Origin of the sequence: Solibaculum mannosilyticum (assembly GCF_015140235.1) — a bacterium.
GTDB lineage: Bacteria > Bacillota > Clostridia > Oscillospirales > Acutalibacteraceae > Solibaculum > Solibaculum mannosilyticum.
In genome coordinates, this window is sequence record NZ_AP023321.1 from 1,659,805 (window position 1) to 1,685,396 (window position 25,592).

At 45.8% G+C, this 25,592-nt stretch carries 29 protein-coding genes and 1 tRNA gene; 12 read left to right on the plus strand and 18 right to left on the minus strand.

Annotation, left to right across the window (positions count from 1 at the left end; all coding sequences use genetic code 11):
- Positions 1-48 precede the first annotated feature (48 nt).
- The 3 genes from rsmH to C12CBH8_RS07950 form a co-directional block, all read right to left on the minus strand.
- Positions 49-984, minus strand: coding sequence for a 16S rRNA (cytosine(1402)-N(4))-methyltransferase RsmH (rsmH, locus tag C12CBH8_RS07940; protein WP_090264213.1), 936 nt, complete (start codon positions 982-984; stop codon positions 49-51).
- A 23-nt stretch (positions 985-1,007) separates the two neighbouring features.
- Positions 1,008-1,427, minus strand: a complete 420-nt coding sequence (gene mraZ / locus C12CBH8_RS07945) for a division/cell wall cluster transcriptional repressor MraZ (RefSeq protein WP_090264214.1) — start codon at positions 1,425-1,427, stop codon at positions 1,008-1,010.
- Between the two features lie 409 nt (positions 1,428-1,836).
- A complete protein-coding gene (locus C12CBH8_RS07950) occupies positions 1,837-3,207 on the minus strand; it encodes a citrate/2-methylcitrate synthase (RefSeq protein WP_171846235.1) in 1,371 nt (456 codons plus the stop codon).
- 266 nt (positions 3,208-3,473) lie between these two features.
- Between C12CBH8_RS07950 and spoIID the strand changes: the two genes are divergently transcribed.
- The 3 genes from spoIID to spo0A all read left to right on the plus strand — a co-directional run bounded on the left by spoIID (position 3,474) and on the right by spo0A (position 7,360).
- Complete coding sequence (gene spoIID, locus C12CBH8_RS07955; protein ID WP_215532952.1) at positions 3,474-4,499, plus strand: stage II sporulation protein D; 1,026 nt, start codon at positions 3,474-3,476, stop codon at positions 4,497-4,499.
- Positions 4,500-5,096: 597 nt separating this feature from the next.
- Positions 5,097-6,314 carry a SpoIVB peptidase gene (gene spoIVB / locus C12CBH8_RS07960; RefSeq protein ID WP_147624513.1) on the plus strand — a complete coding sequence of 406 codons (1,218 nt, stop codon included), beginning with the start codon at positions 5,097-5,099 and terminating at the stop codon, positions 6,312-6,314.
- A gap of 263 nt (positions 6,315-6,577) precedes the next feature.
- Positions 6,578-7,360, plus strand: a complete 783-nt coding sequence (spo0A, locus tag C12CBH8_RS07965; protein WP_090264220.1) for a sporulation transcription factor Spo0A — start codon at positions 6,578-6,580, stop codon at positions 7,358-7,360.
- 145 nt (positions 7,361-7,505) lie between these two features.
- Here spo0A and C12CBH8_RS07970 read toward each other — a convergent pair whose 3' ends face one another.
- Complete coding sequence (locus tag C12CBH8_RS07970) at positions 7,506-7,682, minus strand: YlcI/YnfO family protein (protein ID WP_215532953.1); 177 nt, start codon at positions 7,680-7,682, stop codon at positions 7,506-7,508.
- Positions 7,683-7,845: 163 nt separating this feature from the next.
- Here C12CBH8_RS07970 and C12CBH8_RS11965 point away from each other — a divergent pair, with 163 nt between their 5' ends.
- Positions 7,846-7,968: a hypothetical protein gene (locus C12CBH8_RS11965; RefSeq protein ID WP_281389183.1), complete on the plus strand. Its 123-nt coding sequence runs from the start codon at positions 7,846-7,848 to the stop codon at positions 7,966-7,968.
- A gap of 67 nt (positions 7,969-8,035) precedes the next feature.
- Here C12CBH8_RS11965 and C12CBH8_RS07975 read toward each other — a convergent pair whose 3' ends face one another.
- The 8 genes from C12CBH8_RS07975 to C12CBH8_RS08010 all read right to left on the minus strand — a co-directional run bounded on the left by C12CBH8_RS07975 (position 8,036) and on the right by C12CBH8_RS08010 (position 15,305).
- Complete coding sequence (locus tag C12CBH8_RS07975; RefSeq protein WP_215532954.1) at positions 8,036-9,196, minus strand: hypothetical protein; 1,161 nt, start codon at positions 9,194-9,196, stop codon at positions 8,036-8,038.
- Positions 9,168-10,508 carry an ABC transporter permease gene (locus C12CBH8_RS07980; RefSeq protein ID WP_215532955.1) on the minus strand — a complete coding sequence of 447 codons (1,341 nt, stop codon included), beginning with the start codon at positions 10,506-10,508 and terminating at the stop codon, positions 9,168-9,170. Before C12CBH8_RS07980 ends, C12CBH8_RS07975 begins: the two co-directional genes overlap by 29 nt.
- Positions 10,505-11,377 (minus strand): ABC transporter ATP-binding protein, encoded by an 873-nt coding sequence (locus C12CBH8_RS07985; RefSeq protein WP_178097153.1) that lies wholly within the window; start codon positions 11,375-11,377, stop codon positions 10,505-10,507. Before C12CBH8_RS07985 ends, C12CBH8_RS07980 begins: the two co-directional genes overlap by 4 nt.
- Before the next feature lie 37 nt (positions 11,378-11,414).
- Positions 11,415-12,542: a DUF5050 domain-containing protein gene (locus C12CBH8_RS07990; RefSeq protein ID WP_215532956.1), complete on the minus strand. Its 1,128-nt coding sequence runs from the start codon at positions 12,540-12,542 to the stop codon at positions 11,415-11,417.
- A 91-nt stretch (positions 12,543-12,633) separates the two neighbouring features.
- On the minus strand, positions 12,634-12,990 hold the full coding sequence (locus C12CBH8_RS07995; RefSeq protein WP_215532957.1) for a hypothetical protein: 357 nt from the start codon (positions 12,988-12,990) through the stop codon (positions 12,634-12,636).
- A 61-nt stretch (positions 12,991-13,051) separates the two neighbouring features.
- Complete coding sequence (locus tag C12CBH8_RS08000) at positions 13,052-14,107, minus strand: hypothetical protein (protein WP_215532958.1); 1,056 nt, start codon at positions 14,105-14,107, stop codon at positions 13,052-13,054.
- A 102-nt stretch (positions 14,108-14,209) separates the two neighbouring features.
- On the minus strand, positions 14,210-14,599 hold the full coding sequence (locus C12CBH8_RS08005; RefSeq protein WP_215532959.1) for a hypothetical protein: 390 nt from the start codon (positions 14,597-14,599) through the stop codon (positions 14,210-14,212).
- Between the two features lie 631 nt (positions 14,600-15,230).
- A tRNA-Gly gene (locus C12CBH8_RS08010) sits at positions 15,231-15,305 on the minus strand.
- Positions 15,306-15,769: 464 nt separating this feature from the next.
- Between C12CBH8_RS08010 and C12CBH8_RS08015 the strand changes: the two genes are divergently transcribed.
- Positions 15,770-16,294 (plus strand): DUF4358 domain-containing protein, encoded by a 525-nt coding sequence (locus tag C12CBH8_RS08015; protein WP_178097150.1) that lies wholly within the window; start codon positions 15,770-15,772, stop codon positions 16,292-16,294.
- A 69-nt stretch (positions 16,295-16,363) separates the two neighbouring features.
- Here C12CBH8_RS08015 and C12CBH8_RS08020 read toward each other — a convergent pair whose 3' ends face one another.
- From C12CBH8_RS08020 to C12CBH8_RS08030, 3 genes are all read right to left on the minus strand, one after another.
- Positions 16,364-17,398, minus strand: a complete 1,035-nt coding sequence (locus tag C12CBH8_RS08020) for an NAD(P)H-dependent amine dehydrogenase family protein (RefSeq protein WP_090264231.1) — start codon at positions 17,396-17,398, stop codon at positions 16,364-16,366.
- A 116-nt stretch (positions 17,399-17,514) separates the two neighbouring features.
- Positions 17,515-18,360: a MerR family transcriptional regulator gene (locus C12CBH8_RS08025; protein ID WP_147624492.1), complete on the minus strand. Its 846-nt coding sequence runs from the start codon at positions 18,358-18,360 to the stop codon at positions 17,515-17,517.
- A 163-nt stretch (positions 18,361-18,523) separates the two neighbouring features.
- Positions 18,524-19,840, minus strand: a complete 1,317-nt coding sequence (locus C12CBH8_RS08030) for an MATE family efflux transporter (protein ID WP_215532960.1) — start codon at positions 19,838-19,840, stop codon at positions 18,524-18,526.
- Between the two features lie 267 nt (positions 19,841-20,107).
- Between C12CBH8_RS08030 and C12CBH8_RS08035 the strand changes: the two genes are divergently transcribed.
- Together C12CBH8_RS08035 and C12CBH8_RS08040 are read left to right on the plus strand one after the other, a co-directional pair.
- Positions 20,108-20,317, plus strand: coding sequence for a hypothetical protein (locus C12CBH8_RS08035; protein WP_090264235.1), 210 nt, complete (start codon positions 20,108-20,110; stop codon positions 20,315-20,317).
- Between the two features lie 122 nt (positions 20,318-20,439).
- Positions 20,440-20,613 carry a hypothetical protein gene (locus tag C12CBH8_RS08040; protein ID WP_171846239.1) on the plus strand — a complete coding sequence of 58 codons (174 nt, stop codon included), beginning with the start codon at positions 20,440-20,442 and terminating at the stop codon, positions 20,611-20,613.
- Positions 20,614-20,926: 313 nt separating this feature from the next.
- Here C12CBH8_RS08040 and C12CBH8_RS08045 read toward each other — a convergent pair whose 3' ends face one another.
- Positions 20,927-21,133: a (2Fe-2S)-binding protein gene (locus C12CBH8_RS08045; RefSeq protein ID WP_090264239.1), complete on the minus strand. Its 207-nt coding sequence runs from the start codon at positions 21,131-21,133 to the stop codon at positions 20,927-20,929.
- 333 nt (positions 21,134-21,466) lie between these two features.
- On the opposite strand from C12CBH8_RS08045, the gene C12CBH8_RS08050 reads away from it, so the two are divergent.
- The 5 genes from C12CBH8_RS08050 (at position 21,467) to C12CBH8_RS08070 (ending at position 24,688) form a co-directional block, all read left to right on the plus strand.
- Positions 21,467-21,811, plus strand: coding sequence for a hypothetical protein (locus C12CBH8_RS08050; RefSeq protein ID WP_090264241.1), 345 nt, complete (start codon positions 21,467-21,469; stop codon positions 21,809-21,811).
- A gap of 1 nt (position 21,812) precedes the next feature.
- On the plus strand, positions 21,813-22,106 hold the full coding sequence (locus C12CBH8_RS08055; protein WP_215532961.1) for a Smr/MutS family protein: 294 nt from the start codon (positions 21,813-21,815) through the stop codon (positions 22,104-22,106).
- A gap of 134 nt (positions 22,107-22,240) precedes the next feature.
- A complete protein-coding gene (locus C12CBH8_RS08060) occupies positions 22,241-23,104 on the plus strand; it encodes a transporter substrate-binding domain-containing protein (RefSeq protein WP_215532962.1) in 864 nt (287 codons plus the stop codon).
- Positions 23,105-23,262: 158 nt separating this feature from the next.
- Entirely contained in the window at positions 23,263-23,979 is a 717-nt protein-coding gene (locus tag C12CBH8_RS08065) for an amino acid ABC transporter permease (protein ID WP_215532963.1), read from the plus strand.
- Positions 23,966-24,688 carry an amino acid ABC transporter ATP-binding protein gene (locus C12CBH8_RS08070; protein ID WP_215532964.1) on the plus strand — a complete coding sequence of 241 codons (723 nt, stop codon included), beginning with the start codon at positions 23,966-23,968 and terminating at the stop codon, positions 24,686-24,688. Before C12CBH8_RS08065 ends, C12CBH8_RS08070 begins: the two co-directional genes overlap by 14 nt.
- A gap of 61 nt (positions 24,689-24,749) precedes the next feature.
- On the opposite strand, the gene thpR is transcribed toward C12CBH8_RS08070, so the two are convergent.
- Both thpR and C12CBH8_RS08080 read right to left on the minus strand, forming a co-directional pair.
- The gene (thpR, locus tag C12CBH8_RS08075) at positions 24,750-25,292 is read right to left on the minus strand and encodes an RNA 2',3'-cyclic phosphodiesterase (RefSeq protein ID WP_246441807.1); all 543 of its coding nucleotides are present in this window, start codon (positions 25,290-25,292) and stop codon (positions 24,750-24,752) included.
- A complete protein-coding gene (locus tag C12CBH8_RS08080) occupies positions 25,289-25,585 on the minus strand; it encodes a Dabb family protein (protein WP_147624481.1) in 297 nt (98 codons plus the stop codon). Before C12CBH8_RS08080 ends, thpR begins: the two co-directional genes overlap by 4 nt.
- Between the last annotated feature and the right edge of the window lie 7 nt (positions 25,586-25,592).

A 25,592-nucleotide genomic window follows, 5' to 3' on the forward strand; every position in this document is an offset into this window, starting at 1 on the left:
CTAGGAGCACTCCTTTCAGTATATCATAATTGAAAACCCATCCAGGGTTTAACCAGTTGTCGTTTTTACAATCGCCCGCAATTTGGCGCTGCGGCTGCGCGGATTTTGCTCCAACTCTTCCGGCGAAGCTTCCACTGCTTTGCGCCATACGAGCGTAGCCTCCGGCTTATGTCCGCATACGCACACCGGAAAATCCGGCGGACATATGCATCCCTTTGCCCATTTGGCAAATTGACGTTTGACCATGCGGTCCTCTAGAGAATGGAAGGTAATGATCGCCATCCGGCCGCCTTCCTTTAAACAGGAAAAAGCGTGCACCAATCCCTGCTCCAGATGATCCAATTCCCCATTGACCGCGATTCGCAGTGCTTGAAAACATCTTCTCGCCGGATGTCCCTGTTCTCTGCGGGCGGCGGGGGGCATGGCATACTTGATAATATCCGCCAATTGAAGGGTCGTTTCGATGGGAGCCTCCTGTCTCGCTTTGACGATAGCTCGGGCTATAGAACGTGCATACCGTTCTTCCCCGTAATCGAAAAAAATCCGGGACAGCTCATCGGCCTCCAACCCATTGACAAGGTCTTTTGCCGATCTTCCTTCCTGGCTCATACGCATATCCAGCGGCGCGTCGTTGTGATACGAGAAGCCTCTTTCAGGTGTATCCAGCTGGTGCGATGAAACGCCTAAATCCATTAGGATACCATCCGCCCCATCAATCCCCAAGGACTGAAGAACACTGTCCATCTGATCAAAATTGGCCCTCACCACTTGTGCCTGAGGATATGGCGCCAGCTTCTGCGATGCCGCCTTAATAGCATCGGGATCCCGGTCCAGAGCAATCAAACGTCCCGTCGTCAAACGGCTGGCGATGGCTGCCGAATGGGAACCGCCTCCTGCAGTACCATCCACATAAACGCCGTCTTCCCGGACCTGCAAAGCTTCCAGCACTTCCTGAAGCAGCACCGGCTGATGATGGAATTCCATTACAACTTCCTCCATCCTAGGCGTTAGAAGCCCAGTTTCTCCATTTCACTGGCCGCTGCTTCGGCTGTCATCTCCTGCTCCACGGCCTCCCAGCGGGAGGGATTCCAGATTTCCGCCCGTCGTCCCACACCCAGTATCAGCGCTTCCCCCTCCAGCTTCGCATAGGTGCGCAGATACTGGGGAATGAGTACTCTTCCCTGTTTATCCGGCTCCAAAAGCGTTGCGTTGGAAAAGAAAAAACGCTGTAGTTTACGGGATTCCGCCATGGGCAAACTGCAAATTTTTTCTTCCTGCTTCTTCCATTCTTCAATGGAGTAGAGAAAAAGGCAGTTATCCAGACCCACTGTGGCATAAAAGGATACGCCCAGACCTTCCCTGAGCTTGGCCGGCACAAACACACGGCCTTTGTCATCCATATTATGTTGAAAACGACCGATCAACATAACTACCACTCCATCGATGGAAGGGGTTTAAAGATCCACCAGATTCCACCACTTCTCTCCACATGAGTTTTATTATACCCTCAATTTCCAGCAATTGCAAGACAAAACAAAGGTTCATTTCGTCTTTTTCGCAGATAAATACCGCCTTTCGCCCGGGTGTTTTTTGTCATTTATGCTAAATAAACGGCAGTGGTGCTAAATGGCGAGAACTTTACTCCTATTTTTTATCCAAAGCTGAATTTCTATCTTAGGCCGTTTTTTCAAAAAGAATCCCCCTCATTTTTTCATATTTCTATGTGATTTGTTTTCACTTAACAAAATCTCTTTTTCTTTGCTGGCTCCATTACACAAAAAAAGGAACCCCATCCTAAGATGAGGTTCCTTACGATACAACTATCACAAAAAAATTTTATTGGCGCTCGCTGAGAGGTACGTAAGCTTGCTCTTCCAGAACCGCACGATAAGCCGGGCGGATGATGCGATTGCCTGTGGTCAGTTCCTCAATGCGATGGGCGCACCAACCCGGCGTCCGCGCAATGGCAAACAACGGTGTGAACAAATCCGTAGGAATATCCAGGATGCGGTAGACAAGTCCTGAATACAAGTCCACATTGGCGCATACCGTTTTATCAATGCCCTTGACTTTGGCCAATACCTGAGGAGTCAGCCGTTCCACTGCATCCAGGAGGGCAAAATCAGCGCCCAGCCCTTTCTGCTCCGCCAGACGTTTGGCATTGGCCTTGAGGATCACTGCACGGGGATCAGACAGCGTATATACCGCATGACCCATGCCATAAATCAGTCCCGAACGATCTCCTGCTTCCTTTTTCATCAGCTTTTCTAGGAAAGCGGCGATTTCATCATCATCCTGCCAGTTCTGAACGCCTTCTTTTATATAGCCCAGCATCTCGTTGACCTTGATGTTGGCTCCGCCGTGACGAGGGCCTTTTAAAGAACCGATGGCAGCGGCGATAGCCGAATAAGTATCTGTCCCCGACGAAGAGACCGCCCGGGCCGTAAAGGTGGAGTTGTTTCCACCTCCGTGTTCCGCATGGAGCATTAAGCAGATGTCCAACAGATGGGCTTCCTCAGGCGTAAATTTCTTATCAATACGCAGCGCCCCTAAAATGGATTCAGCGATGCTTTGGTTCAGATCAATGGGGTGGAAATACATCGTTTCTTTGTCATAGTGACGGCGTTTGACTTGGTAGGCATTGACCATAATGGAGGGCATTTGCGCGATCAAATGGATGGACTGGCGCATCAGATTCTCCAGACTGGTATCTTCAGGATTGCTGTCGTACGAATAAAGGGCCAGCACAGACCGGGCCAGTTTATTCATAATGTTGGGGGACGGCGCCTTGATGATCATATCTTCTACAAAGTATTCCGGCAGTTCACGGCAATGGGCCAAAAGACGGGTAAACCGTTCCAGCTGTCCCTGGGTGGGAAGCTTGCCGAACAACAGCAGCCATGCCACCTCTTCGAATCCGAATCGGTTTTCTTTGACACAGCTGTCCACCAAAGTGCACAGATCAATCCCTCTATATTGAAGTTTTCCCTCGGCCGGCTGTTTCTCCCCATCGGAGATCACATAGCCGTGGACATTACAGATGCGTGTCAATCCTGCCATGACGCCCGAACCGTCGGCGTTACGCAGTCCCCTTTTGACACGGAACTGTCGATAAAAAGAAGCGTCGATATGGTTATTTTTTTCAAATTCGTCACATAGATCTTTAAGGGTGCTCATGGATAGATTTTCTTTGTCATAAGGGCTCATTGGGTCATCCTCCTTCAAAAGGCTTCCAAAACCGAAAACAGGACAAGATCCGATCGGTTTTTTCCTTTCAAAATGCAGGAAAAACATTTTATCTTGCATTTTGAAACATTATAGTATATTTTTTTCAGGTATCTTCCTCTATTTTATCCCATTAAATTCCCCTTGTCAAGCCGATTCACCGCTCCACTTGCCCTACAGAAGAGGTTTATCCATTCTGCAAGTTTCTTGTTTTAAAAATTCAATGCTTTTGTTTAGGAGGATGTCTTATGAAAAAGTATATTGGAGCTGCTGTACTGCTGTTTTTCTTTTTGCTGTTCGTTCCCATCTTGGCCTGCCTGGGCGAAGGATTTGCCCCCAAGTCTAACCAATCGGATTCCTCTAAAACTCAAAACATCAATGCAGACGATACCTTTGATCTTTTAGACGAGTCCACTGGAGAAATCATAACGGTATCGGCCCGGGACTATCTGCTGGGAGCCGTGGCCAGTGAAATGCCGCCTTCCTTCCATTCCGAAGCCCTCAAAGCACAGGCCGCCGCTTCCTACACCTATGCCTACCGCCGCCGTGCCCAGCAGGAAGCTACACCGGATGAATCCCTCAAGGGGGCGGACTTTTCAGTCAATACGGCGGAAAAGGAAGGGTATTTCCCGCAAGATCAGGCAAAGGAACAGTGGGGCAATCAATTTGACGCCTCCTGGGCACGCATTGAAGATGCGGTGGATGAAGTGTTGGGAAAGCTCATTGTATATCAAGGAGAACCGGTTTTAGCCGTCTACCACGCTATGTCGGGCGGTACTACTGAAACCGCTCAGGTCTATTGGGGAAATGACGTTCCCTATCTCCAGTCTACCGACAGCCCAGGAGATGCTTTGGCGCCACAATACGAAACCGCCTCCACCTTCACCACCGATGAAATGAAACAAAAATTAACCTCTTCCTTCTCCGATTTGACGTTGGGAGAGGATCCTTCCACTTGGTTTGGGCAGCCGGAACTCAGCGCTGCGGGGACCGTGACTTCCATGCCCGTGGGGGACCAGACCGTATCCGGCCGGGATTTGCGCACTGCTTTGGGATTACGGTCGGCAAACTTCAGTCTTTCCCTGGCCGACAACGTCTTTACTGTCACCGTTCATGGATACGGCCACGGCGTCGGCCTGAGCCAATATGGCGCCGACTATATGGCACGTCAGGGATCCAAATGGCAGGATATCATTCGCCATTATTATCAGAATGTAGAAATCACCACAGCCCCAGGGTACAGCGATACACTTTCAGACACAACATCCGGCTAAAAATGAATACACATTTTTTGTCAAATCCACTGGTAACTAATCGGAAGCTGTGGAAATCTCCGCCACAGTTTTCCACAAAATCAGATTTTATCCCATTGTTTGCGGTCTCTATTGTGGAAAACACTGTGGAATATGTTAAGAATTCGTAGTCCTATTCTTCTTTATCAAAAAATTTATGTAAACTCAACCTATCATTTTAAAATTTTATTTTGCATACGTCTTCCATGGCAAATGTTTGCAGGATATCATTTTGATTGGAAGAGGTTTCCCATTGGACAAATCAGTGGGAAACCTCTTTTTTCTTTTTTTGTTTTGTGATTTCCTTCTCATCCAACCCATGGGAAGGTTTTTTCATAAGATGACCGAATCTATAAAAATTTGCGTATGGACTTGTCTTATGATGATGGAAATACAGGAGTTCTTAAAATCTCACTGTCCAGAAACCTCCGTGAATAAGGATATTTGCCTCTGATAATGGGTGTTGTGGGTGGAAAAGTAGTAAAGCGATACGTCTTTGTCCGCTTCGGATGCTGTGTAGACTTCATTTTTAAAATAAGCCTACCTAGACGTAACCATTATAAAGGAAGTGTGGGTATCATGAAAAAAATAAAATGGGTGGCAGGTGTGTGCTCCGGCCTGGCAGCTGCCGTCTTAACTTTTACATTAACGGTCAGTTCGGCCATTCCCGATGAATTCTCCGTGGTGGAGGGACAGGGTTTTGCCATCAACAGCGGACTGCCGATTTCCACCGTCTCAGTAGACGGCCTGGATCGCAAGGCCGGCGACAGTTATCAAGTGGACGTCAAACTCATGGGCGTCTTGCCGGTCAAACAGGTCAATGTAGACGTCGTGGAACAGACCATGGTGGTTCCCTGCGGAACGCCTTTCGGCATCAAGATGTTTACCGAAGGGGTTGTAGTGGTCGGGATGTCGTCGGTCGACGCTGAGGGCGGTTCCATCAATCCAGCCAAAGAAGCCGGCATCCAGCAGGGCGATGTATTGATCTCCATCGACGGCAAAGAGTGCAACAGCAATCAGGACGTCTCCGACATCATCGAGCACTGCGACGGCAAAACATTGGATGTGGAACTCCAGCGCAAGAATATGACGTTTCATGTGGATTTGACGCCGGTCAAATCGGCCAGCGAGGGATGCTATAAATTAGGTGCATGGGTCCGGGATAGTTCGGCCGGCATCGGTACTCTGACCTTTTACGAGCCGAATTCCAAAGTTTTCGCTGGACTGGGGCACGCTATCTGTGATGTGGATACCGGCGAAATTCTTCCCCTCAGCTCTGGTGAGATCGTATCGGCCATTATTGGCGGCGTCCAACCGGGTAAAGTGGGCGCGCCGGGCGAATTGCGAGGTACCTTCAAAAACGTGTCCGATATGGGCGTCTTAGCCACCAACGGCGAGACCGGTGTGTACGGTATCCTGGATTCCCTCCCCTGCCAGAACGAGGCAGTGCCTGTGGCTATGCGTCAACAAGTACAGTCCGGCCCTGCTCAGATCATGACCACCATCGAAGGGGAAGAACCCAAAACTTATGACATCGAAATCGAAAAAATCAATTTTGACGAAGACAGTCCCACCCGCAATATGATCGTTCACATCACCGATCCGGAACTTTTGGAGAAAACAGGCGGCATCGTCCAAGGGATGAGCGGCAGTCCCATCCTGCAGAACGGGCAATTGGTAGGCGCTGTCACCCATGTATTTGTCAACGATCCCACCAGAGGATACGGGATCTTCGCTGAAAATATGCTGGAAACCGCCTCGGGTGTACAGAATGAAATGGAAAAAGAAGCGGCTTAAGCTTGTATTTACTGGAAACAAATTGGAAATGGATTTTCCCTCTTTAGTGTAACCAAAAGGTAGGTAAAAAACAAAAACCGACTAGAAATTGAGCATTTTGTATAATCATGATGCTCAATTTTTGTACTTAAAATCATAGATCCAAAACGAACTGGAAATTTTTTATATTTTTTACAGAAAAAAGTGGCGTTGAAAGTATTGCTAAAATTGGTATTATATGGTAAACTTGGAATCACAGAAAAGCACAACGGAGGGGTTATAAAATGGAAAAAGGATTAAAAGTTTTACTTGCTGACGATTCACCTGAATTCGGCCAAGAATGTGCCCATGTCTTCCAAAACCATGGGATCGACACCGTCACTTGTCCAAAAGACGGCATGAAGGTACTGGATACCATCTCATCCGCCAAACCGGATGTAGTTTTGCTGGATGTATTCATGCCTCATCTGGATGCCATCGGCGTCATCAAAGCCGCTGGACAAAAACCGCTTTCCAAAAAGCCGCAATTTCTTACTATGTCCAGCTTCGACAGCCCTCGTCTGGAACACGAGGTCATGAACTCGGGCGCTTCTTATTTCTTCCTCAAGCCCGTCGACATGGACCATCTGGCCGACCGGATCTTAACCATGTGCAGTACCGTGCCATCCAGTATGTCCTCCGCGATCTCCCGCCAATCGGCCGCTCAGGAACCTGATCTGGAGGTATTGGTTACCGATATTATCCATCAGATCGGCGTCCCCGCCCACATTAAAGGATATCATTACTTAAGGGATGCTATTATGTTGTCGGTCAACAACAGCGAAATTATCAATGCTGTGACCAAACAGTTGTATCCCACCATCGCCAAACGTTATTCTACTACGCCGTCCCGCGTGGAACGCGCTATCCGTCATGCCATCGAAGTTGCATGGGATCGCGGCGATGTGGATACCCTGAATTCCTACTTCGGTTATACCATCCACAATGGCCGCGGTAAGCCCACCAATTCGGAATTTATCGCTATGATTGCCGATAAACTTCGCCTTCGTCTCAAGGTCGCCAATTGACTTTGGTTTGTTTCTGCCTTCCTCCCCTGTTTCCCCCATCCAGGGCACCATAAAAGGACGCTTTTCCCGATCCAGGAAAAGCGTCCTTTATTTTTTGCCCGTCAGCTGCCGGCCCTATCCTATTGTGTTTGAATGGCGCTTAAATTCACTGCCCCTCCGCCTTAAGCTCTTCCAAAGCCGCACGTACTGCAGCAATTACAAAGGCGGAAAATGTGCAGTCTTTTCCTTTAATAGCTTTTTCTATGCTTTCTATTACATCGTTTGGAAAACGGATGGTCTTATTGGTTGTAGGTGGGATGGAAGGGATTTTAAAATTAGACACGCAATCGCCTCGCAATACAAATGTACTACATACAGTGTATGACAAATACATCTCAATGTATGCATTGCAAACGACTTGCATTCGAACTATACTATTTAGTGAGGTGATTGATTTGTTTTGTGAAAATTGTTTTTGTATCTACTGGGTAGCAGGAAGATGCTCTTTGGATGAGGTTGCGCTGGATATCCAAGGTACATGCCAGCAGTGTATTTATGTGGATCTGGAAGAGGAGGTGTTGAAACAGTATCGGGAAAAATTTTTAGAGCGTTACAACCAAGAGCTATGATTGATCCAAAATAAAGTGCAAAAAACGCATCCCAAAATTGAGATGCGTTTTTTGCTGTCGTTATGTTTTATTTGTTAGTAGAATTGTTCATCTTCATCCAGATGAAGATACCGGAGGAAACTGCCACAGCAATCCAAAAAAGCAGGTGAATGGATGCTCCAGAAATCGGGAATCCAAATAGATTGACAAATCCCTCTTGGGTAAATATGCGGCTTCCCGATAAAATCTGGGGGAAAAGATAAGGATTAAGCCACTGCGGCATTTCATTTCGTCCAATGGCCGGGAAAAACACCAATAATATAAACAATAAAACCACCGGCAATGTCTTTTTGATCCAGCTACACAAAGCACAGATAAAGAGCATTAAAACCACCGTGCTGATCACTCGGACGACAGCGCTCCAGATACATGCCTGCTGAAGTGTTAAAGGATACACACAATTGCCGAATGCCGGTAGACTCTGTAAAGCTGCATCTCTCATCGGCAGATCATAACGCGTCATGATACATACCATATCCACTGTTTGCGATACCAACGCTGAAACAAAGGATAATCCTAAGATATAAACAATTTTGATACGGTATAGTGTGTTCCTTTTATAGCTGGAATCCACCAAATCAGCCATGCCAGTTTCGTGCTCTTTGAGAAAATAGGGAATACATACCGCCATCAAAAAGAGAAGCAGGAGATAATCCACATTTCCGTCCCCGATCAGTTTCTTCCAACCGATATCGTAGTACAGTGGAAAATCATTTTGGAATTGCTGGAGCTGTTTGTCCGCCAGACGGGATTCATAAATATCCCCTGTCGTCTCAGTCATCTCTAATAGCTGAGAATGCTGCGCCTCCTTCTCCAGCAAAAAGAGATACCGCTGATAAATTTGATCAAAGGCCGATTGTTCTTCAATCGCCTTCCGATAGGCGGCACGATGGGCCTCGTACTCCTCTTGCGTTATTTTGCCGCTGATATAATCGTCACGAATCTGTTCATCCTGGGCAATGATCTGATCCCGGCGCGCTTTCTCTGATTCAATATACTGGCGATTTTGTTCTGTAAGAGGACCCTCCACTTGCTGGATCAACGTTTCATAGATCTGTTGACTCTCATCCGGTGCGGACAAAAAATAGGAAAAGGTTATCTTCCCACCCAAAAATAAGAGGATCAGGCAGAGCGTCACGATATGAAACAGCTTACGTCCTTCAAGCTGTATGAGCAGACGGTTGTTCACTGGTGCTCCCCTTCTTTCTTTCCCATCTACGGGGTATTCCACCACCTTGTCGAATGTAGATCCCATGAGTCACTATCAGCAATACCACAATCAACAATACCATAAAAGAAATCATCAGAGCCATTCGTGAAACGGGAAATCCTAAAACGTTGACATAATCATACTGTTCTAGATAATCGTTAAGCCGCATGACCATAGCAGGGTTAAAAATTTTCATGGTATTCTCATACCAAAAGCTGGTATAATTCTGCCCATCCGGAGGCGCCGGCATTTGATTGGTGATGATTTCAAAATAGAACCCAGCATCGGACCGCAGGGCTAATGCCGTCATCCCAGCCAGCCCTACAAAAGATCCTATGAGAGAAATGATGCTGCGTTTGGCCAAAATTCCAATCAAAATGGTGATTAAGAATAAGAAAACGATAAAAAGTAATTTGACTCCATACTGGAAGAAAATCATTTGCAAAATGCTCATGTTATAGGGACAATTCTGATAAAATCCCAGGCTTTGAACTGGAGCTGTAACATAAGACATATCACAGTTTGTCATCAACGTTACAATCATTAGGATGCGCAAAATAGCCAACGATAGGGCTGAGAACAATACTCCTGCCAAAATTTTGGCGAAATACAAGGTGCTGCGTCCACGATAAGAGGTATGTAAGATCGGGATAATACCATTTTCATAATCTCGGGCAAACACCGTACACAAAGCGAAAATACACAGCAGAAAGGCCGTCAAGTCAAAAAGATTCACTGGACGCATGACGCTATTGAATTCCAGATAGTTGGTCCAACCATAATAATTCATCATCAACTGTTCGCCACGGCCCGCGTATTGCCGGTAGATCATCTGATTATAACGGTAATCGTACTTTTGATCCGGATCGTTTTCCAGCTTGCGGATATTTTCCTGGGCCTGTGCCATGACACGCTGTCGGTTTTCCTCGCTTTTCAGTATGTTCTCCGCACGACTAAATGCCGATTCCAATACGTATTTGCTGTAGGTCTCTCCCCACTCGGTTACTTCTACCATTTCAGTGGGGATCCATTCATTGTCCCCAACACCGTCTGAGGCAACCGGCTGCTGTGTATCGGCGGTCGCATATTTTTTTAGAATGTTGTAGTTTTCCTCGGTAAGGGAGCCGCCGATGTGTTCATATAGCTGGTATTCTTCAGGTGTGTTTTTCATGTTGACATTGTAGTAGGTCGAGATGCCATAGATGCCGAACAATACCAAAAGTATCAACGCAATGGGCTGCATACAGATTTTGCGAAATTCGTATCCCGTTAAGCGGAGGAAGGATTTCATATCCCCACCTCCCCAAAGTAATAGATGTACAGATCGTCCAGGGTAGGAGTAATAAGGGCAGCTTCCGGACAAGGCTGTTCATCCGAGAGGATGCGCAATTTTAAAGTATCGCCTAAATTAGCGACATTGGAAATTTTATAGGAGAGAACTAATTTTTCATATTGTTCCTTGGTGGTCTCCACCGTCCAGACTTTTCCATGCATCTGTTCCACTTGCTGACCGGCGGCTAAGTTGCTGATCAATTTTCCCTCTTTCAGCAGAAGAATGTGATTGGCGACCTGCTCCACATCCGATACAATATGAGTAGCTAACAGGATAATTTTATCAATGGCCAATTCCGAAATGATATTTTTAAATCGGATTCTCTCTTTTGGATCCAAGCCAGCAGTAGGTTCGTCAAAGATCAGAATATCCGGACTCCCCAGAAGGGCCTGGGCAATGCCCAAACGTTGGCGCATGCCTCCGGAATACTGCCCGACCTTTCGTCCGGCATCCTTTGTGAGATTGACCATTTCCAATAATTCATCCACCTGTTTTAAGGCTTCTTTTCGATCCTCAATCCCTTTCAGAGCTGCAAAAAACAGCATCATATCCCGGCCGCTAAAGTTTTTGTACATCCCTACCGACTGCGGAAGATAGCCGATTCTTCTTCGGTATTCGGCCTTTAAAGAGGAAACCTCTTTATCATCCAGTGTCACCCGGCCTGCCGTCGGACGCAGAAGATTGACGATGATTTTGATAAGGGTGGATTTTCCCGCGCCGTTAGGACCCAATAATCCATAAATACCGCTTTCGAATACCGCGCTAAAGTCTTGTAAAGCTGTTTTGTTGCTATAGCGCTTGGTGACTTGCTGCACCTCTAATTTCATGCGCTCACACCCTTTCTCTTCGTGTACCTCTATGGTGTTATTCGTAATTGCTGAAGTCCGGCATCTCGTGAAGCTGGAGGTCACTGCCGTCCGTATTCACTGTGCAGAATACTGTCGAATCTCTTTTTAATAATACGATTTTATCCCAGTCGGAAAAGACCTTAATTGACATATATTCAAATCCCAAGTCCCCCAGCTGTACTAAAACGGTTGGATTCTCGCCATGGATGGTGCAGGACATAAGATCCCCCATCTCTTTGCTGGAATAGTAGATGGTATCGTCCTTGATGTTGTATAAATCCACATCGGTCTGCACCAGTTCCGGATTGCTGCCGTCCAAATTGGCGCGCATGAGATTGCCGGAACCAGAACCTTGTTTATAGTAAATCTTATCGCCATAAACGCTGATATTGATCACATTGGAGGGAATCAGCTGCTCTACCTCACCTGTCTCTACAGAGACGCGGATCAATTCACTGTCGTTCGCGGCATTAAAATTCAAGTCACCGGTGGGATCATCGGTAAGATCTTTTGCGACGTCGCTTTGGCTCAACCGCACAAGGTAAAGGTAACCGTCGTAATAAAATAGGTCGCCAACCCCTCCCTGCACCGGTTTTACTGTATTTTCAATGGCTAAAAGTTCTTCTTCATTTTCTATCGCCCGAACAACCAACCGGTTATCCCTCGTAAACACCGCCATTTTATCCTCAAAAAGATACGGCATGATATTCATCGATCCATAATTCCCTTTGGCTGCGGCCAAAACCTCCTTCTTGCCAGGGGTAAATTTTAATACCTCCGATTCAGTGGCAGTGATTACAGCACCTTGATTCGCCGCAATAGTTCTGGGTGCGCCTGCTGAATTATCCGATAAGAAGGCGGTGCAACTAACACGTAGGTGTTGACAGGTGGGGTCATTACAATTGCAAAAAATCTCCCCACTATTTAAATCCATGTAACTTACGGTTTCCACACCTATCCGATTAATAAAAAAAAGCTTATCCTCTACTTTAGCAAAGCTCCCATAGCCTGTATTATTTCCATTAATGCTGACTCCTTCCCCCATTTCAGCGGACACATCAATAGAGGCCCTTTTTTGGCAGGAGGTAAACAAAAGCACTATCATCGTCACCGCCAACAAAATCGCTGTCAGACGTTTCTTCATCAGGCTCAACTCCTTTTTTATAAAACAGGTGAAGCAAACGGGATGATTAAGACCTTTTATTATGTGTGAAAAATATTCACCAAACAATATACTACCATTCTACGGTTGTAGTACACACATAAGTTCCCATACTGCTAGTGTACCAGCTCATAGTATTTACAGCCATACTAATTCCTGGCGTGGAATTTGTGTAAAGAGCGCTACTACCTGCAATCTCTTTGCTACCACTGGAAGTATAGAGCGTACCTGAATGTTTGTAAGAGCCTCCACCAGGGGGGGTAATCCTAGAAGTGTAAAAAGTAGTGTAGTTTGGTGATGGAGCAGAAAGTGTTGAATTAAAGGTAACTGGACCATTATATTTAGTAACAGTTCTTGCTGCGGAACCCGTTACCGCTAACGTCGCCACGACTGCCAGTGCAAATACCCCTGCTACGATTCTCTTTTTCATGCTACAAACTCCTTTCCACGGTTTTGCTCCACCTGTTTTATTTCTAATACTCTTATTTTCACTATTTCTTCATCACAATGGTGACCGGTTTACTGGCCATAGCATCATAAACTACATCTTCTGCTGATGGAATAATATGAGTTGGGATGGTAAGGGCATAGTAATTGTGGGTGCCCTCCTCAAATGCGGAGGAGTCCAGCTGAACTTCAATGCCCTGGTCTTTTCCCGTACTGTTCCAGTCCAAATAAGTTTTGCCCCCAAAGGCAGGGATCGGTTCCCCATCCTGAAGAATTACCGTGCGATAACTCCCCTCATCTTTGGATAAAGCCAAATAAAAGGTATCCTCCGGCGTCCCCTCCATATAATATTCAAATTGGAACATGTCTGAAACCAGAGGAAGTTCATTTTTAAATATTCCATAGTGATAATAAAAGATATCCATTTGTTCTTCATCAGAAAAATAGATCTCTTCCGCGCGATATTCTACTTGTTCCAAAGAAACCGTGTCTAACTGTAGTTCTGGTACGGAGCTTTCCTCTTCTGCTTTTATGTAGATATGGTGAAAAGTTTCTATGCAAATAATTGGCTTATATGAGGATTGATCAAGCTGGTAGTCGTAATTAGATAAAAAGTGAACCATCAGGAGCGATGGTTGGTTAGTCGACGCTATTAGAGGCTGGTCGATGTAAAAAACAGGCCGGATGTTTGTGCTCTCAGGGCTTTCAAACTGATAGAGGGTGCGCTCTTCCTCTTCCTCATCCAGCCGGAAGGGCTGGATAACTCCGTTGATGGTAAAAAACACAGTAGTATTCACTGGAATATCACCGGTACGGGTAAAGCTGTAGCGGAGTTTCAATGGGGTTCCGTCATATGAAACAATGGAATTAGATTCTAAAATGTCCTCTCCATTAATGGAAATCGGCTTAAGATAACATACATGCTTCATAAAGGTAGGGTCTACTTCAGATGATTCTCCTTCTCTTGCCGATGAGGCCCACTCATAGCGCCCTTGGCTGGAAGCCTGAGCGGTGGTATGATCGTCTTTCTGGCATCCGGAGGACAAAAGCGCTAGATTTAAAACCAGACAAAGGCTTAAGATTTTTATAATACGTTTCATGGGGACCTCCTTTTCCAGTATATAAAACAGGTGGAGCAGTATTTTTACTTTAGTTTACCGATGAATAAAGATCTACTTGTGAACAAGCATTCACAAATTTACTTACCAGGTTACCGTCGTAGTTCCTCCATAACTCCCTTGGCTGCTGGAGTACCATGCCATGTGATCCACAGCCTTGGTAATACCGGCAGTCGAATTACTATAGAATGGATTTGCACCGCCGATACCTTTCGTACCACTGGAGGTATAGATGGTCCCCTGATGATTATAACTTCCTCCCCAGTTGGTAGGAGTAATGCTGGATGTATAATAGGTAGTGTAGTTAGGCGCTGGTGCAGAAAGCGTTGAAGAAAAAGTGAATGGACCATCATAAGCAGTGCTCGTTCTTGCCGCGGAACCAGTTACTGCTAACGTTGCTACAACTGCCAATGCAAATACGCCTGTTACTTTTTTACCACATTTTGTTCTACTCATTTTATTCATATTTATCATATATAAAATTGTACTACCAATTAGCATCTTAGTCAATATTGTACTTTAAAAATTAAAATAATGTAACTATTTAAGATAATTATTACAATATTAAAACATTTTGTACTATAATTTTTTAAGCCTCTAATGGAAATTACAAATGTAAATTTACTACTATAGGAACAGTTCTTTAAAGAAATAAAAACATATAGCCCTAATATTACGTTTGTCTGAGGGATTCTCCTACAAGATTAGGGATAAGAAATGGCTATAGCATCAAAAATATTGCATAGATCTGGGTGAATGAGAAATAAAAAAAGCCGAGTCCAAAACGACAATGACGTTCGGGCTCAGCCTACTAATAAAACGATAAAAAATATCTGATACAAACGCGGATGGAAAAGCTCCAAATATAACACCGATGGTTCGCAAGTAGCATACCACAGGTTTGGATTTATATTACAAAGAAGATAGCACACTATAAACATGGAAACAAAATAAAAGGCACCCCACAAAAGTAAGGTGCGCGCCTTAGAAGCGGCAATTTGCCGCTGGATTTACGCTACAAAAAAATACCCAACTTTGACGCGGGTGCAAAACAATACGCACCCCACAAAGTGAGGTGCGCGTCTTGGGTGCGGCGACTCGCCGCTGGAGCGGGAAACGGGATTCGAACCCGCGACTTTCGGCTTGGGAAGCCGACGCTCTACCGCTGAACTACTCCCGCAAAGTGGTACTATTTTAACACAATCACTTTTAAAAATCAAGTATGAACCCCATAAAAATCCCATTAACCTTATTGTCTATTTCTGAAATTATATCTTGGTGTTTTTTAAGATAGCGAGTAATAACAAATAAACTATACATCTATTTTTGAAAAGAAATTTTAATATTATCTAAAAAATTGGAGCTATTTTGTTTCACTCCCTTATGTTCTACAAAATCCCCCTTGGCTTTTCTGCCAATATCGTTTATAATATATCTAAGAAGAGCAATCTATAAATATCTTTTGTTCCCTGTTTTAATTGAATACGTTGATTACTATGGACGTCAACTTTAGACATTCCGCATGGCTGTACCAAATGAAGTTATTTTTTCATGGTCTGTGGGTTCTACCGATGGACGGCCAATTTTTATGCTGTTCAGCAGTGCCCTGAGTGAATGGAATTTACTACTAAAGGTGGTGACTCTATGCAAAAAGTGCAGCCTTCCTTTTTCCTTTTAACAGCTATCTGCTTACTGATCGTATGTGTTGCATTCGGTGTTGGCGGTTGTCAGCGTTCTCCCTCTCTGTCAGAAGCTGCTCAAATCCGTACTTCTCAAACAATTGAAGTCTCCGCTGCTGATATAACAACTGACATTCAAAATCGTCTGAATATAACCGATATGGTTTCTGTCTCTCGTGAAAATCTGGCTTCGTATTTTAATATCTATGTAGATGATATTGAGGATTATTCTTTTTTAGTCAGTTCTTCTGAAAGTAAAGCCGATGAATTGGCCGTGTTTAAATCCTCTAATTCCGATTCAGTAGCTGAAATTAAAACCGCTGTCAGCAATCATATTTTATCGAAGGAAGATAGTTTTAAAAATTTAGACCCTGTAGAATACCAAAAGGTCAAAGATGCTGTACTGGTTGATTACGATCAATACGTTTTTCTAGCGGTATGTAACGATCCTGAAAGCGCCAGTAAAGCTTTTGAAGCCTATTTAAAATAAAGTATCCAAAAAGAGGTGCAGTCACTGCGACTGCACCTCTTTTTATTTTCCAAAGAATCTAAAATACTTTTAGTCCAGATATAGATGCATGGGATAGGACAGATACTCCACATCTTCCAACTTATCCACTGTGATATATCCGGCCGGCGCCCTGAGTATACTGGGAATACGATTGACAACAGTAGCACAAGTGTGCTCCACCGTAGCCGGTTTCTGGACAAAGAAGGTCGTGTCCGGCTCCCCGAGGATCTTCCAATCGCACATATCGCCGTCGTCAGGGCCATAGACCTTACCGATGCACTGAGTCTCGATGATCGGACCTTGGAAGGTCTCGGTTGTCACCACGGCGCTCATACCAATACAGTTGCCCTTAGGAATCGTCTCCCCTAATGTGGAGGAATAAAGATCTTTGTCATAGAAATACGGGACACACTTCTGACTCTGGCTCTTGATGGTCCATCCCATCTTATTGCACAACGATTCATTGGAGTTCCACACATAGGCTGGCTCCAACGTGGTGGGATGAGCGATCTTCTCTTCAAATTCCTCCGGAGTCAGGCCGACGCCATGAGCTTGGGCCAATGCCAGACCGTAATCTTCTACGTTGTAGCTGACTGCGCCTTCGATCTTATCAATGCGATGGCATCCCCCTGCTACACAGCTGATCATGTTGATCCAATAGATATCCTGCATGCCGGAGCCGACGATGGTACAATTGTTTTCTTTTGCCAGCTTGTCCAATTTGTTGGTGATACCGGCAGACGTCGTCCAGGGATAGATGGCTTCCTCACAGGTGGTCACGATATTAATGCCTCGTTTGGCACAGCGTTCAAAATGAGGATACACGTCATCCATAAAGCTAAATAGGGTTAAAATCGCGATATCCGGATCGCATTCATCCAACACCGCATCGGCATCGCTGCGGATGGTCACGCCCAGCTGACGGCCTAATCCTGCCCAATCGCCTACGTCCATTCCCACGACATCGGGATTGACGTCGATGGCGCCTACAATGTCAGCACCCTTTTCGTACAAATAACGCAAGGTGTATTTGCTCATTTTACCGCAGCCGTACTGCACCACTCGAATTCTCTCTGCGTTCATGGAACCAACCTCATTTCTTTTCAATTTAGACGTCTGAGAAGGAATTCCTTTCCAGCTGTCAACTTTAGTATAAAGGTTATAGCGGCTATAAGGTCAAGAATTTTTTGTCAAAAAAATCACAATCTTTTTTCGTGAAATTTGACCGGAACTTGCAGACGTAAAAACATCCCCCGTTGCTGCCGTTCCACCATCGGGATCTCCGCGATGGCCTCGCACAAATAGTCCCCACAAACTTGATACCCCTGGTTGTTAATATACCCCATAAGCCGCTGTACATATTCCTTTTCCTTATAAAAATTATCGCAGTAGATGCAGAGATAGTTGCCGGCCGGCACGGTTTCCATATGAGTTTCGGGTACAAACTCCTGATCCACGAAGACAAATACCTCTGTAGAATAGAAATCCCCTTTTAATAGACGATCCCGCCGTAGGATGGTGCCGGCGTTACAGAAATAAATCTGTGGCAGACGGTCGGCCATCAGCCTCTCCCGCAGTTGACGCAGCATCTCTTCATACGTCTCCAGGTCATGATCGTAAAAATTGATGCCGGCGTCGATGCGGTACATCTGGCGTTTTCCGATGTATTCCATCAAAATGGAGCCGTCGGGAGGCGCGCTGCGGTATCGCTCAAAGCTCTCCACCGTCCGCTCGATGGCGCGGCGCTGGAACTTTAAATCACGGATCTCCTCGTCGATCTGACGCTGCTTTTGCCGCAAAGCCTTTTCAATGTAGTCCAGATCCTGGCTGTCCAGCTGATGCTTGATGTCCTTGAGGCTAATACCCAAGGATTTCATATACTGAATGATGTCCAATACCGCGCTTTGACGGATATTGTAGTACCGATATCGGTTATCCTCCCCCCGATAAACAGGGGATAGCAGTCCCATTTTATCGTAAAATCGCAGCGTCTGCTGAGAAACACCGTTTAACTTTGCCATTTGTCCGATGGTCAGCCATTCCATATGTCGTCACCTCACCTCTGTAGTCAATCGGTCACAAGCATTATAACAACCATAATGTTTTTTGAAAAGATTATTCATAAAATTCCCGGTTTTTCGCATAATGCGGCAAAACAAAAAGCCAAGGAGTGTTCGTCTCTCCTTGGCTTTTATTGTTCAGCTTAAGTCAGGATGGGAGCTCGGTAGCCTTTGTTTTCTTCTGCGACCAGACCAGAAGAAATATTCCCAACGCGGTCAGTATCATCTGGACAGCCGGCACGCTGATCCAAACCCCGTCTACTCCTAAAATGGACGGCAGCACCAGCAAGGCCATCAGGCACAACAAGATCGGTTCCCCATAAATGAGCAGGCAGGCAAACAGCGTACGCTTGACGGCGTAAAAATACGGGATGGTGATGCGTAAAAAGGCCACAAATACAAATCCCAGTAAAAAGATGGTGAGCACCCGTGCCACATCCTGTGTCAGCCCGTCCGAAACGCCAAATACCCCTGGAATCACGCCGCGCAGGCTGTACATGACGCCCATACTGACCACGGACAAAATGCCGCCTGTGACATAAGCCATTCTTCGAACTGTGTGCATATCCCGCTCTTGTCCAGCCCCATAAGCCTGGCTGATCAAAGGCTGACATCCATCTCCCACGCCCTGTAACAACAGTTGTACAATACATACCACGTAGCTCACGACCGCATAGCAGGCCACAGCGTGGTCCCCGCCGTACAAAAAGGCCGCTTTGTTGATGACGATAATCACCAAGTTGGGAGACAGCGTCAGGCCAAACGGGGACAAGCCTCCCAGTAGAATCCGATGGATCTCCCCTTTCGACGGCCGGTATCCCAAAAGACATTGCAGTTTCTTTTTCTTCCAAAGGAACAGCGCCCCGATTACTGCCGTCACGGCTTGACCAATGATGGTGGCTACCGCCGCACCCGTCATACCGTAGCTTAACACCATGACAAACAGCCAATCCAACACTACATTGGTCAGAAATCCCGCTACCATGGAACACATCGCGATTACCGATCCATTGTAATTGCGGATGAGAGGGGTTAAGCCTGTTCCCAGAATCTGAAATGCTGCTCCTATTGCGATCACTTGTGTGTACTGTTCGGCCAAGCCAAGGAGTTCTCCTCCAGCCCCAAACCACTGGAGAAGAATGGGGAATCCCAGCAGCAACAAGACGGTTATTGCAATACAGGATATCCCAATGAGCACAAGCGTATTGCTTAAATAGTGCTTTTGGCCTTCCTCATTCTTCTGGCCGATGCAAATGGCCACGGCGATAGCTCCACCCATACCGATTCCCGTGCCCACAGCCTGAATGAAAGCCGTGATGGGATACGCCACGTTGATGGCTGCCAATCCCATGTCCCCCAGCTTTTGCCCAATGAAAAAACCGTCTACAATGGCGTATATCCCCGAAAAGGCAAACGCCAACATGGCAGGAAAAACATTGGCAAAAAATTTCCTCTGAATGCTCAAATCCTCATCATCCCCTTTTGATAGCCGTTGGAAGATCACTTGTTTTAGCTTTCGCCTTCCACTGATTTTACCGGAATTCATTCTTAACGGCATTTTAATGCATATAGTACGAATTCATACTATATGTGCGTAACTAAAACTTACCACACAAAAAAAAGTATGTCAAGTCCGATTCGGACCAGGTAAAAAATTTCTATTTTATTTTTCCGGAATTTTCTTTTTATGTTTAGCCGATGGCTGGCAAGACTACTGATGAGGTGATCAAACATGCCTGAACCTTTGTTGCCGATCAACACGATGTTAGGTCTGAGAGCGCTGGAGGCTGAGGAAACCGATGTCTCTAGTTTTGTACTTTCGTTGCCTGAGCCGGTGCGGCAAGAGTTGCGCCAGTACGCTGGGCAAATTCACTCGGAAAAAGACCTCCATGAAGTTGCCGGGCAGCTTATGGAAGCCCATCGCTTTCACGAACGCGGCTGAGGTAAAAATCCTCAAATGGGTATCCAACTATTTTCTCGGCGCGATTTAAACCATCCTACTTTTTTCGGATAATGGTACCACAACTACAAAACCTTTACGAGCTCGCTTTGAGGTGATCAATGATGAATCAAAACACATGTGATTTAAACAAACTTCTTCAACAAGATCAAAATGCCAATCAGTTTTTCTGCTCCCTGCCCGAATACGTCCAAGAGACCATCCGGGAACGGGGACAAAATATCCATTGCGCCGATGACCTCCATCGGTATGCGGAAAACCTGCTGGAATGCATCTGACCGTCCACCGATGTAAAAATAAAAAGAGAGACGTCCAAAGGATTTTTCCTCTGGGCGTCTCTCTTTTTGGTGGTTATGAATATGTCGCTTGCCATTGTGGCTGAGGCAGGAATACAGCTCCTGATTTCATATTTTATCACAGCCTATATTAAAATGGTAAAAAAATTCCCTGGATAAAATTAGGATACTGTAATTTTCGACGTCCAATATACATGAAATTTCCAGCCAAAAACAAAGCCGTCGGAAAAGGCAATAGACTTTCCCGACGGCTTCCTCATAAGCTTTATTACAAATGTTACAAGGCAGGAGTTACTTACTGAACGTTGTACATGATTTTTGAAATAATGTCAAAAATCTCATCGTGACAACCGCCGCAGCCGGTGGAACATCCAGTTTGCTTCTGTACATCTGCAAAAGCATGTTCTACATCTTCCATACGGCCGGAATTGTGCAAAACCCGTTCAATATCCAAAAGCGAAACTTGTTTGCATTTGCAAATCATTTTGTTTTCTGAGACCATTTTAAATTCCTCCCTAGCCCATATTACCAAATATGAAATGGACGTCCTACTGTAGAACCCTGATCGTTCAATTGTCCTTATGGTATTGGTTCAAAAAACAAGTGCTTTTTCATGGGTTCTAGTTTAAAAAAATAATAGCACAAATTCCCCTCCAGGTCAAGCAAGCTTTCCCTTCCCTTGCCGGTAAAAACCACCCGGAGGAATCTTTCAATCCGCCTTGACAGACGGCCTTTCATCGTGGATAATAAAATCATAATCGTATATTTTTTCACTCTCTTAAGCCAAAGCGGCTATTTTCTATAACATATCAGTCAGAGATAGGGCGGTGTTTTCATGGTAACCGAATGTTGGGCCATTATTATTGTGATTTTTTGTATTTCCTTTATCTTCTTGCGGTCAGGCCGCGGCGCTTATGCCCTCAGCGTTCTCCCTTTGGCTATCTTCCCCGCCTTCCATCTGATGGGACGCGTGGTATCCCGCACCATTGCCGCCCACTCTTCTCTGAACCAGTCTCTTCTTCAAGTGGGAATCGATGTGTCTGGATTAGCCATTGCCTGTATCCTTATGGGGTTTGCATCGCAAAAAATTAACAATCGCCGCCAGCGGTTGGCTCTGCTGATCATCTCCGCCGGATTTACCCTCATTCTCTCTTGGATCTTATTGTTCGAGGTGCTGTGATATGATCAATCGGATGGACCGGGTCAAACGTTACGGTTTGGATCTTTCTGTGGATATCCACGGTATGCGCGCCTACGCCGCCCGATGTCTTTTGGTACAGCTTCTCCCTCTTGCCGCCCGGGACCGGGATGCAAAAGTGCTTATTGTTATACATGGTTTTCATTCAGGAACGGTGCTCCGGGATATGGTCCGCAAGGAGCTTAAGAGCCCTTTTATCAAGGAAAGACGTCCTGGAATGACCGATGGACAGACCATTCTTGTGCTAAATAAGAAAAAACAAGGTCCATATCTGTAAGATATTGACCAAGTGCACTAAGATGAATATTTTTTCAAAAAACCCTTGATTTTATTCGTATATGGCTGTATAATAACAACCAGTCAATACAGATTCATGCATTGCAATTTAAAAATCCTTTGGGAGGGTCTCTTATGAAAAAAGTTTCCAAATTGTTTGCGTTTTTGCTGGCAGGCGTTATGACCTTGAGCTTGGCAAGCTGCGGTAGCGATGATTCTTCTTCCGGCGCTGCCTCCAAGGCTTCTCAGGCTGCTGCCGGTTCCTCCGCTGCTGCTTCTGACAGCGAGAATCCTGAAGTTGCCCGTATCCAAAAGGCCGGCGTTTTGAAGGTCTCCACTGAGGCTGGTTTTGAGCCTTTTGAATATGTGGACGGCGACAAAGTTGTGGGCATCGACATGGATATCGCCCAGTACATGGCTGACAAATGGGGCGTCGAGCTGGAAGTTAAAGATATGAACTTCGACACCGCTTTGGCCGAGGTTGCCACCGGCAATTCCGATATGGCTCTGGCCGGTGTTTCCAAGACGGAAGAACGCGATCAGAATATGGATTTCTCTGATCCTTACTTCTCCTCCAATCAGGTTATCGTTGTTAAGGCTGATAACAATGATATCACAGGCAAAGCTGACCTGGAAGATAAAACCATTGGCGTCCAGAGCGGCACCACTGGCGATATCCTGGCTGTGGAAACCGTCGGTGATACAGACAAGATTAAGCGTTATGACAAATACGCAGTGGCTTTGCAGGATATGAAAAACGGCCAGATTGACTGCGTCATTATGGACTCTTATCCCGCTCAGAAGGCTTTGGCCCAAAATGAAGGTGAAATTAAGATCCTGGATGAAGCCATGGGTGCTGATGAATACTGTGTAGCGGTCAGTGAAGGCAATGCCGATCTCCAGAAGGCTGTCAATGAGGTCCTGAAGGAAATGAAGGACAGCGGCAAACTGGAAGAGATCTTTAACAATTACAAGTCCTCTTTGGAAGGCGACGAATAATGCTGTCTTAAGCAAAAACAATTTGATACTAGGTTGTTCAACAGCCGGCCTCCCTTTTTATGGCCGGCTGTTTTCCTAGGTTTTGGGTTAAAATGCAAAAAGGGTGGGGGCCCTTAAGATAAAATAAATATCATTATGTTGTGAGGAGGAACGATGGGATGCCGATTTTACCTGCAGCCCAGTCACTTTGGGATCAAATTTACCAAAATGTGTTTGCCGATGGCCGGTTTATGTCTTACATAAAAGGTCTGGGAGTCACACTACAAATCACGATTTGTGCATGTATCCTTGGCATTGTGATCGGTTTAATAGTCGCTATTATCAAAGTCAGTCGAGAAAGTTCAAAATCACCTATTTTAAAAGTTCTCAACAAAGTCTGCGATGTTTACCTCTCTATTTTCCGCGGTACCCCAGTTATGGTCCAATTGCTGATTTTCAGCCTTGTCATCTTTGGCAAAGCGCCGATTCCGAAAGAATGGGTCTGTGTAATAGCCTTCGGTATCAATTCCGGTGCTTATGTATCTGAAACAATCCGGGCTGGTATCTTGGCTGTAGACGTCGGACAAATGGAGGCTGGACGTTCTTTAGGCCTTACTACCATCACTACCTATCGTTATATTATCCTCCCCCAAGCTCTCAAAAACATTTTACCGGCTCTATGCAATGAATTTATCGCCCTACTGAAAGAAACCGCTATCGTCTCAACCATTGCTGTTGTGGACCTGACTAAGGCTGCCAATCAGATTCTTTCCCGCACCTTTAATGCTTTCGTCCCGTTGATTACAGCTGCTTTGTTCTACTGGGTTATTGTTACAATTATGAACTTCTTCATCAAGCGTCTGGAAAGGAGGCTGCGTCAAAGTGATAAACGTTAAAGATCTTCGCAAATCCTTTGGCGATCATGAAGTGCTGTGCGGTATCAATCAGCACATTGAAAAAGGCGAAAAAGTGGTTGTAGTCGGCCCTTCCGGCTCGGGTAAATCCACCTTTTTGCGTTGCCTCAATTTGCTGGAGACTCCTACTTCCGGTGAAATCTGGTTTGAAGGCAATTTGATCACTGATCCGAAAACCAACATCAATCAATTGCGCCAGAAGATGGGGATGGTATTCCAGCACTTCAATCTCTTCCCCCATCTCACTATCTTGGATAATATCACATTGGCCCCTATCAAATTAAAACTCCAGACACCCGATGAGGCAAAGGAAAACGGATTAAAGCTCTTAAAACGCGTTGGCCTTTCGGACAAGGCCGATACTTATCCGGCCCGCATCTCCGGAGGTCAGAAACAGCGTATCGCCATTGTGCGCTCCCTGGCTATGAACCCGGACGTCATGTTGTTTGACGAACCCACATCAGCCTTGGATCCGGAAATGGTCGGCGAAGTTCTGGAGGTCATGAAGGAGTTGGCCGAAGAGGGAATGACCATGGTGGTTGTCACCCACGAGATGGGGTTCGCCCGGGAAGTTGCCAACCGCGTCCTCTTTATGGATGAGGGAAATGTCGTGGAAGAAGCTCCTCCTCAGCAGTTTTTCCAGAATCCCCAGCATTCAAGATCCCAAGAGTTCCTTTCTAAAGTTTTATAAGTTCCCAAAAAAAGAGGTTCTTTCCGACTGAGAAAGAACCTCTTTTTTGTCATCTATTTAATTATGCTTCTCCACAGAAGGATGCTATGTGGAGTGGGATATATCGGTATCGTCCAGTGGAAACATCCCTCCGGCTTTCAAACAGCGTAATGCCATCAGCCGGTATGGTTAAAGGATCTAATTTTGGCAAATCGGTTGACCAATCGGCATCCCGAGCCATCGTGATATGGGGACGGTACGGTTTTGTATCCTTTTTAAACTCCTGCCTCTCTAAACAGTCTTCCAGTTGACCTTGTACATCCAGCAGGGCTTTGCACGGCTCAAGGCCCAGCCAGAGCACTTCTCCTCCCCTTCCCTTAGCAAAGCTGCCGGGAGAAGCGGTGCACAAGGAAAACGGTGCGCATGTCGCAGCTGCTTGATCAGCTGCTTTTTTTGCCTTCATAAGCTGGGAAGGCGGCGTTTCTCCCAGGAAATGAAGGGTTAGATGAAGGGTATCCCGACGTACAAATCGTCCTGTTGTCCCTATACTGCGCAAATCAGACTGATACCGCATCAGGGCGCTTTTGATCTCCTCAGGGAAATCGATGGCATAAAACAGTCTCATACTTCGCAATCGGCTGCCGCCCGATCAATCGTCACTTGATGGACAAAATCCTTGACCGCGACATGATCCGGATGGTTCTGGTAAACAGCCAGGGCCTCTTTGGACTCCAATTCCGATACCAGTACAACGTCAAACTTACCTCCCGGCATGACAAAGTTCACTTCGGCTTTGGTCAATCCCGGAACCACTCCCACCAGTGCTTCCAGCTTCTCCTTAATGGTCTGGGCTGCCTCTTCTTTTGTCATCCCATTGACTTCATCGGCCAATTTCCAAAATACAATATGTCTTACCATTTTAACC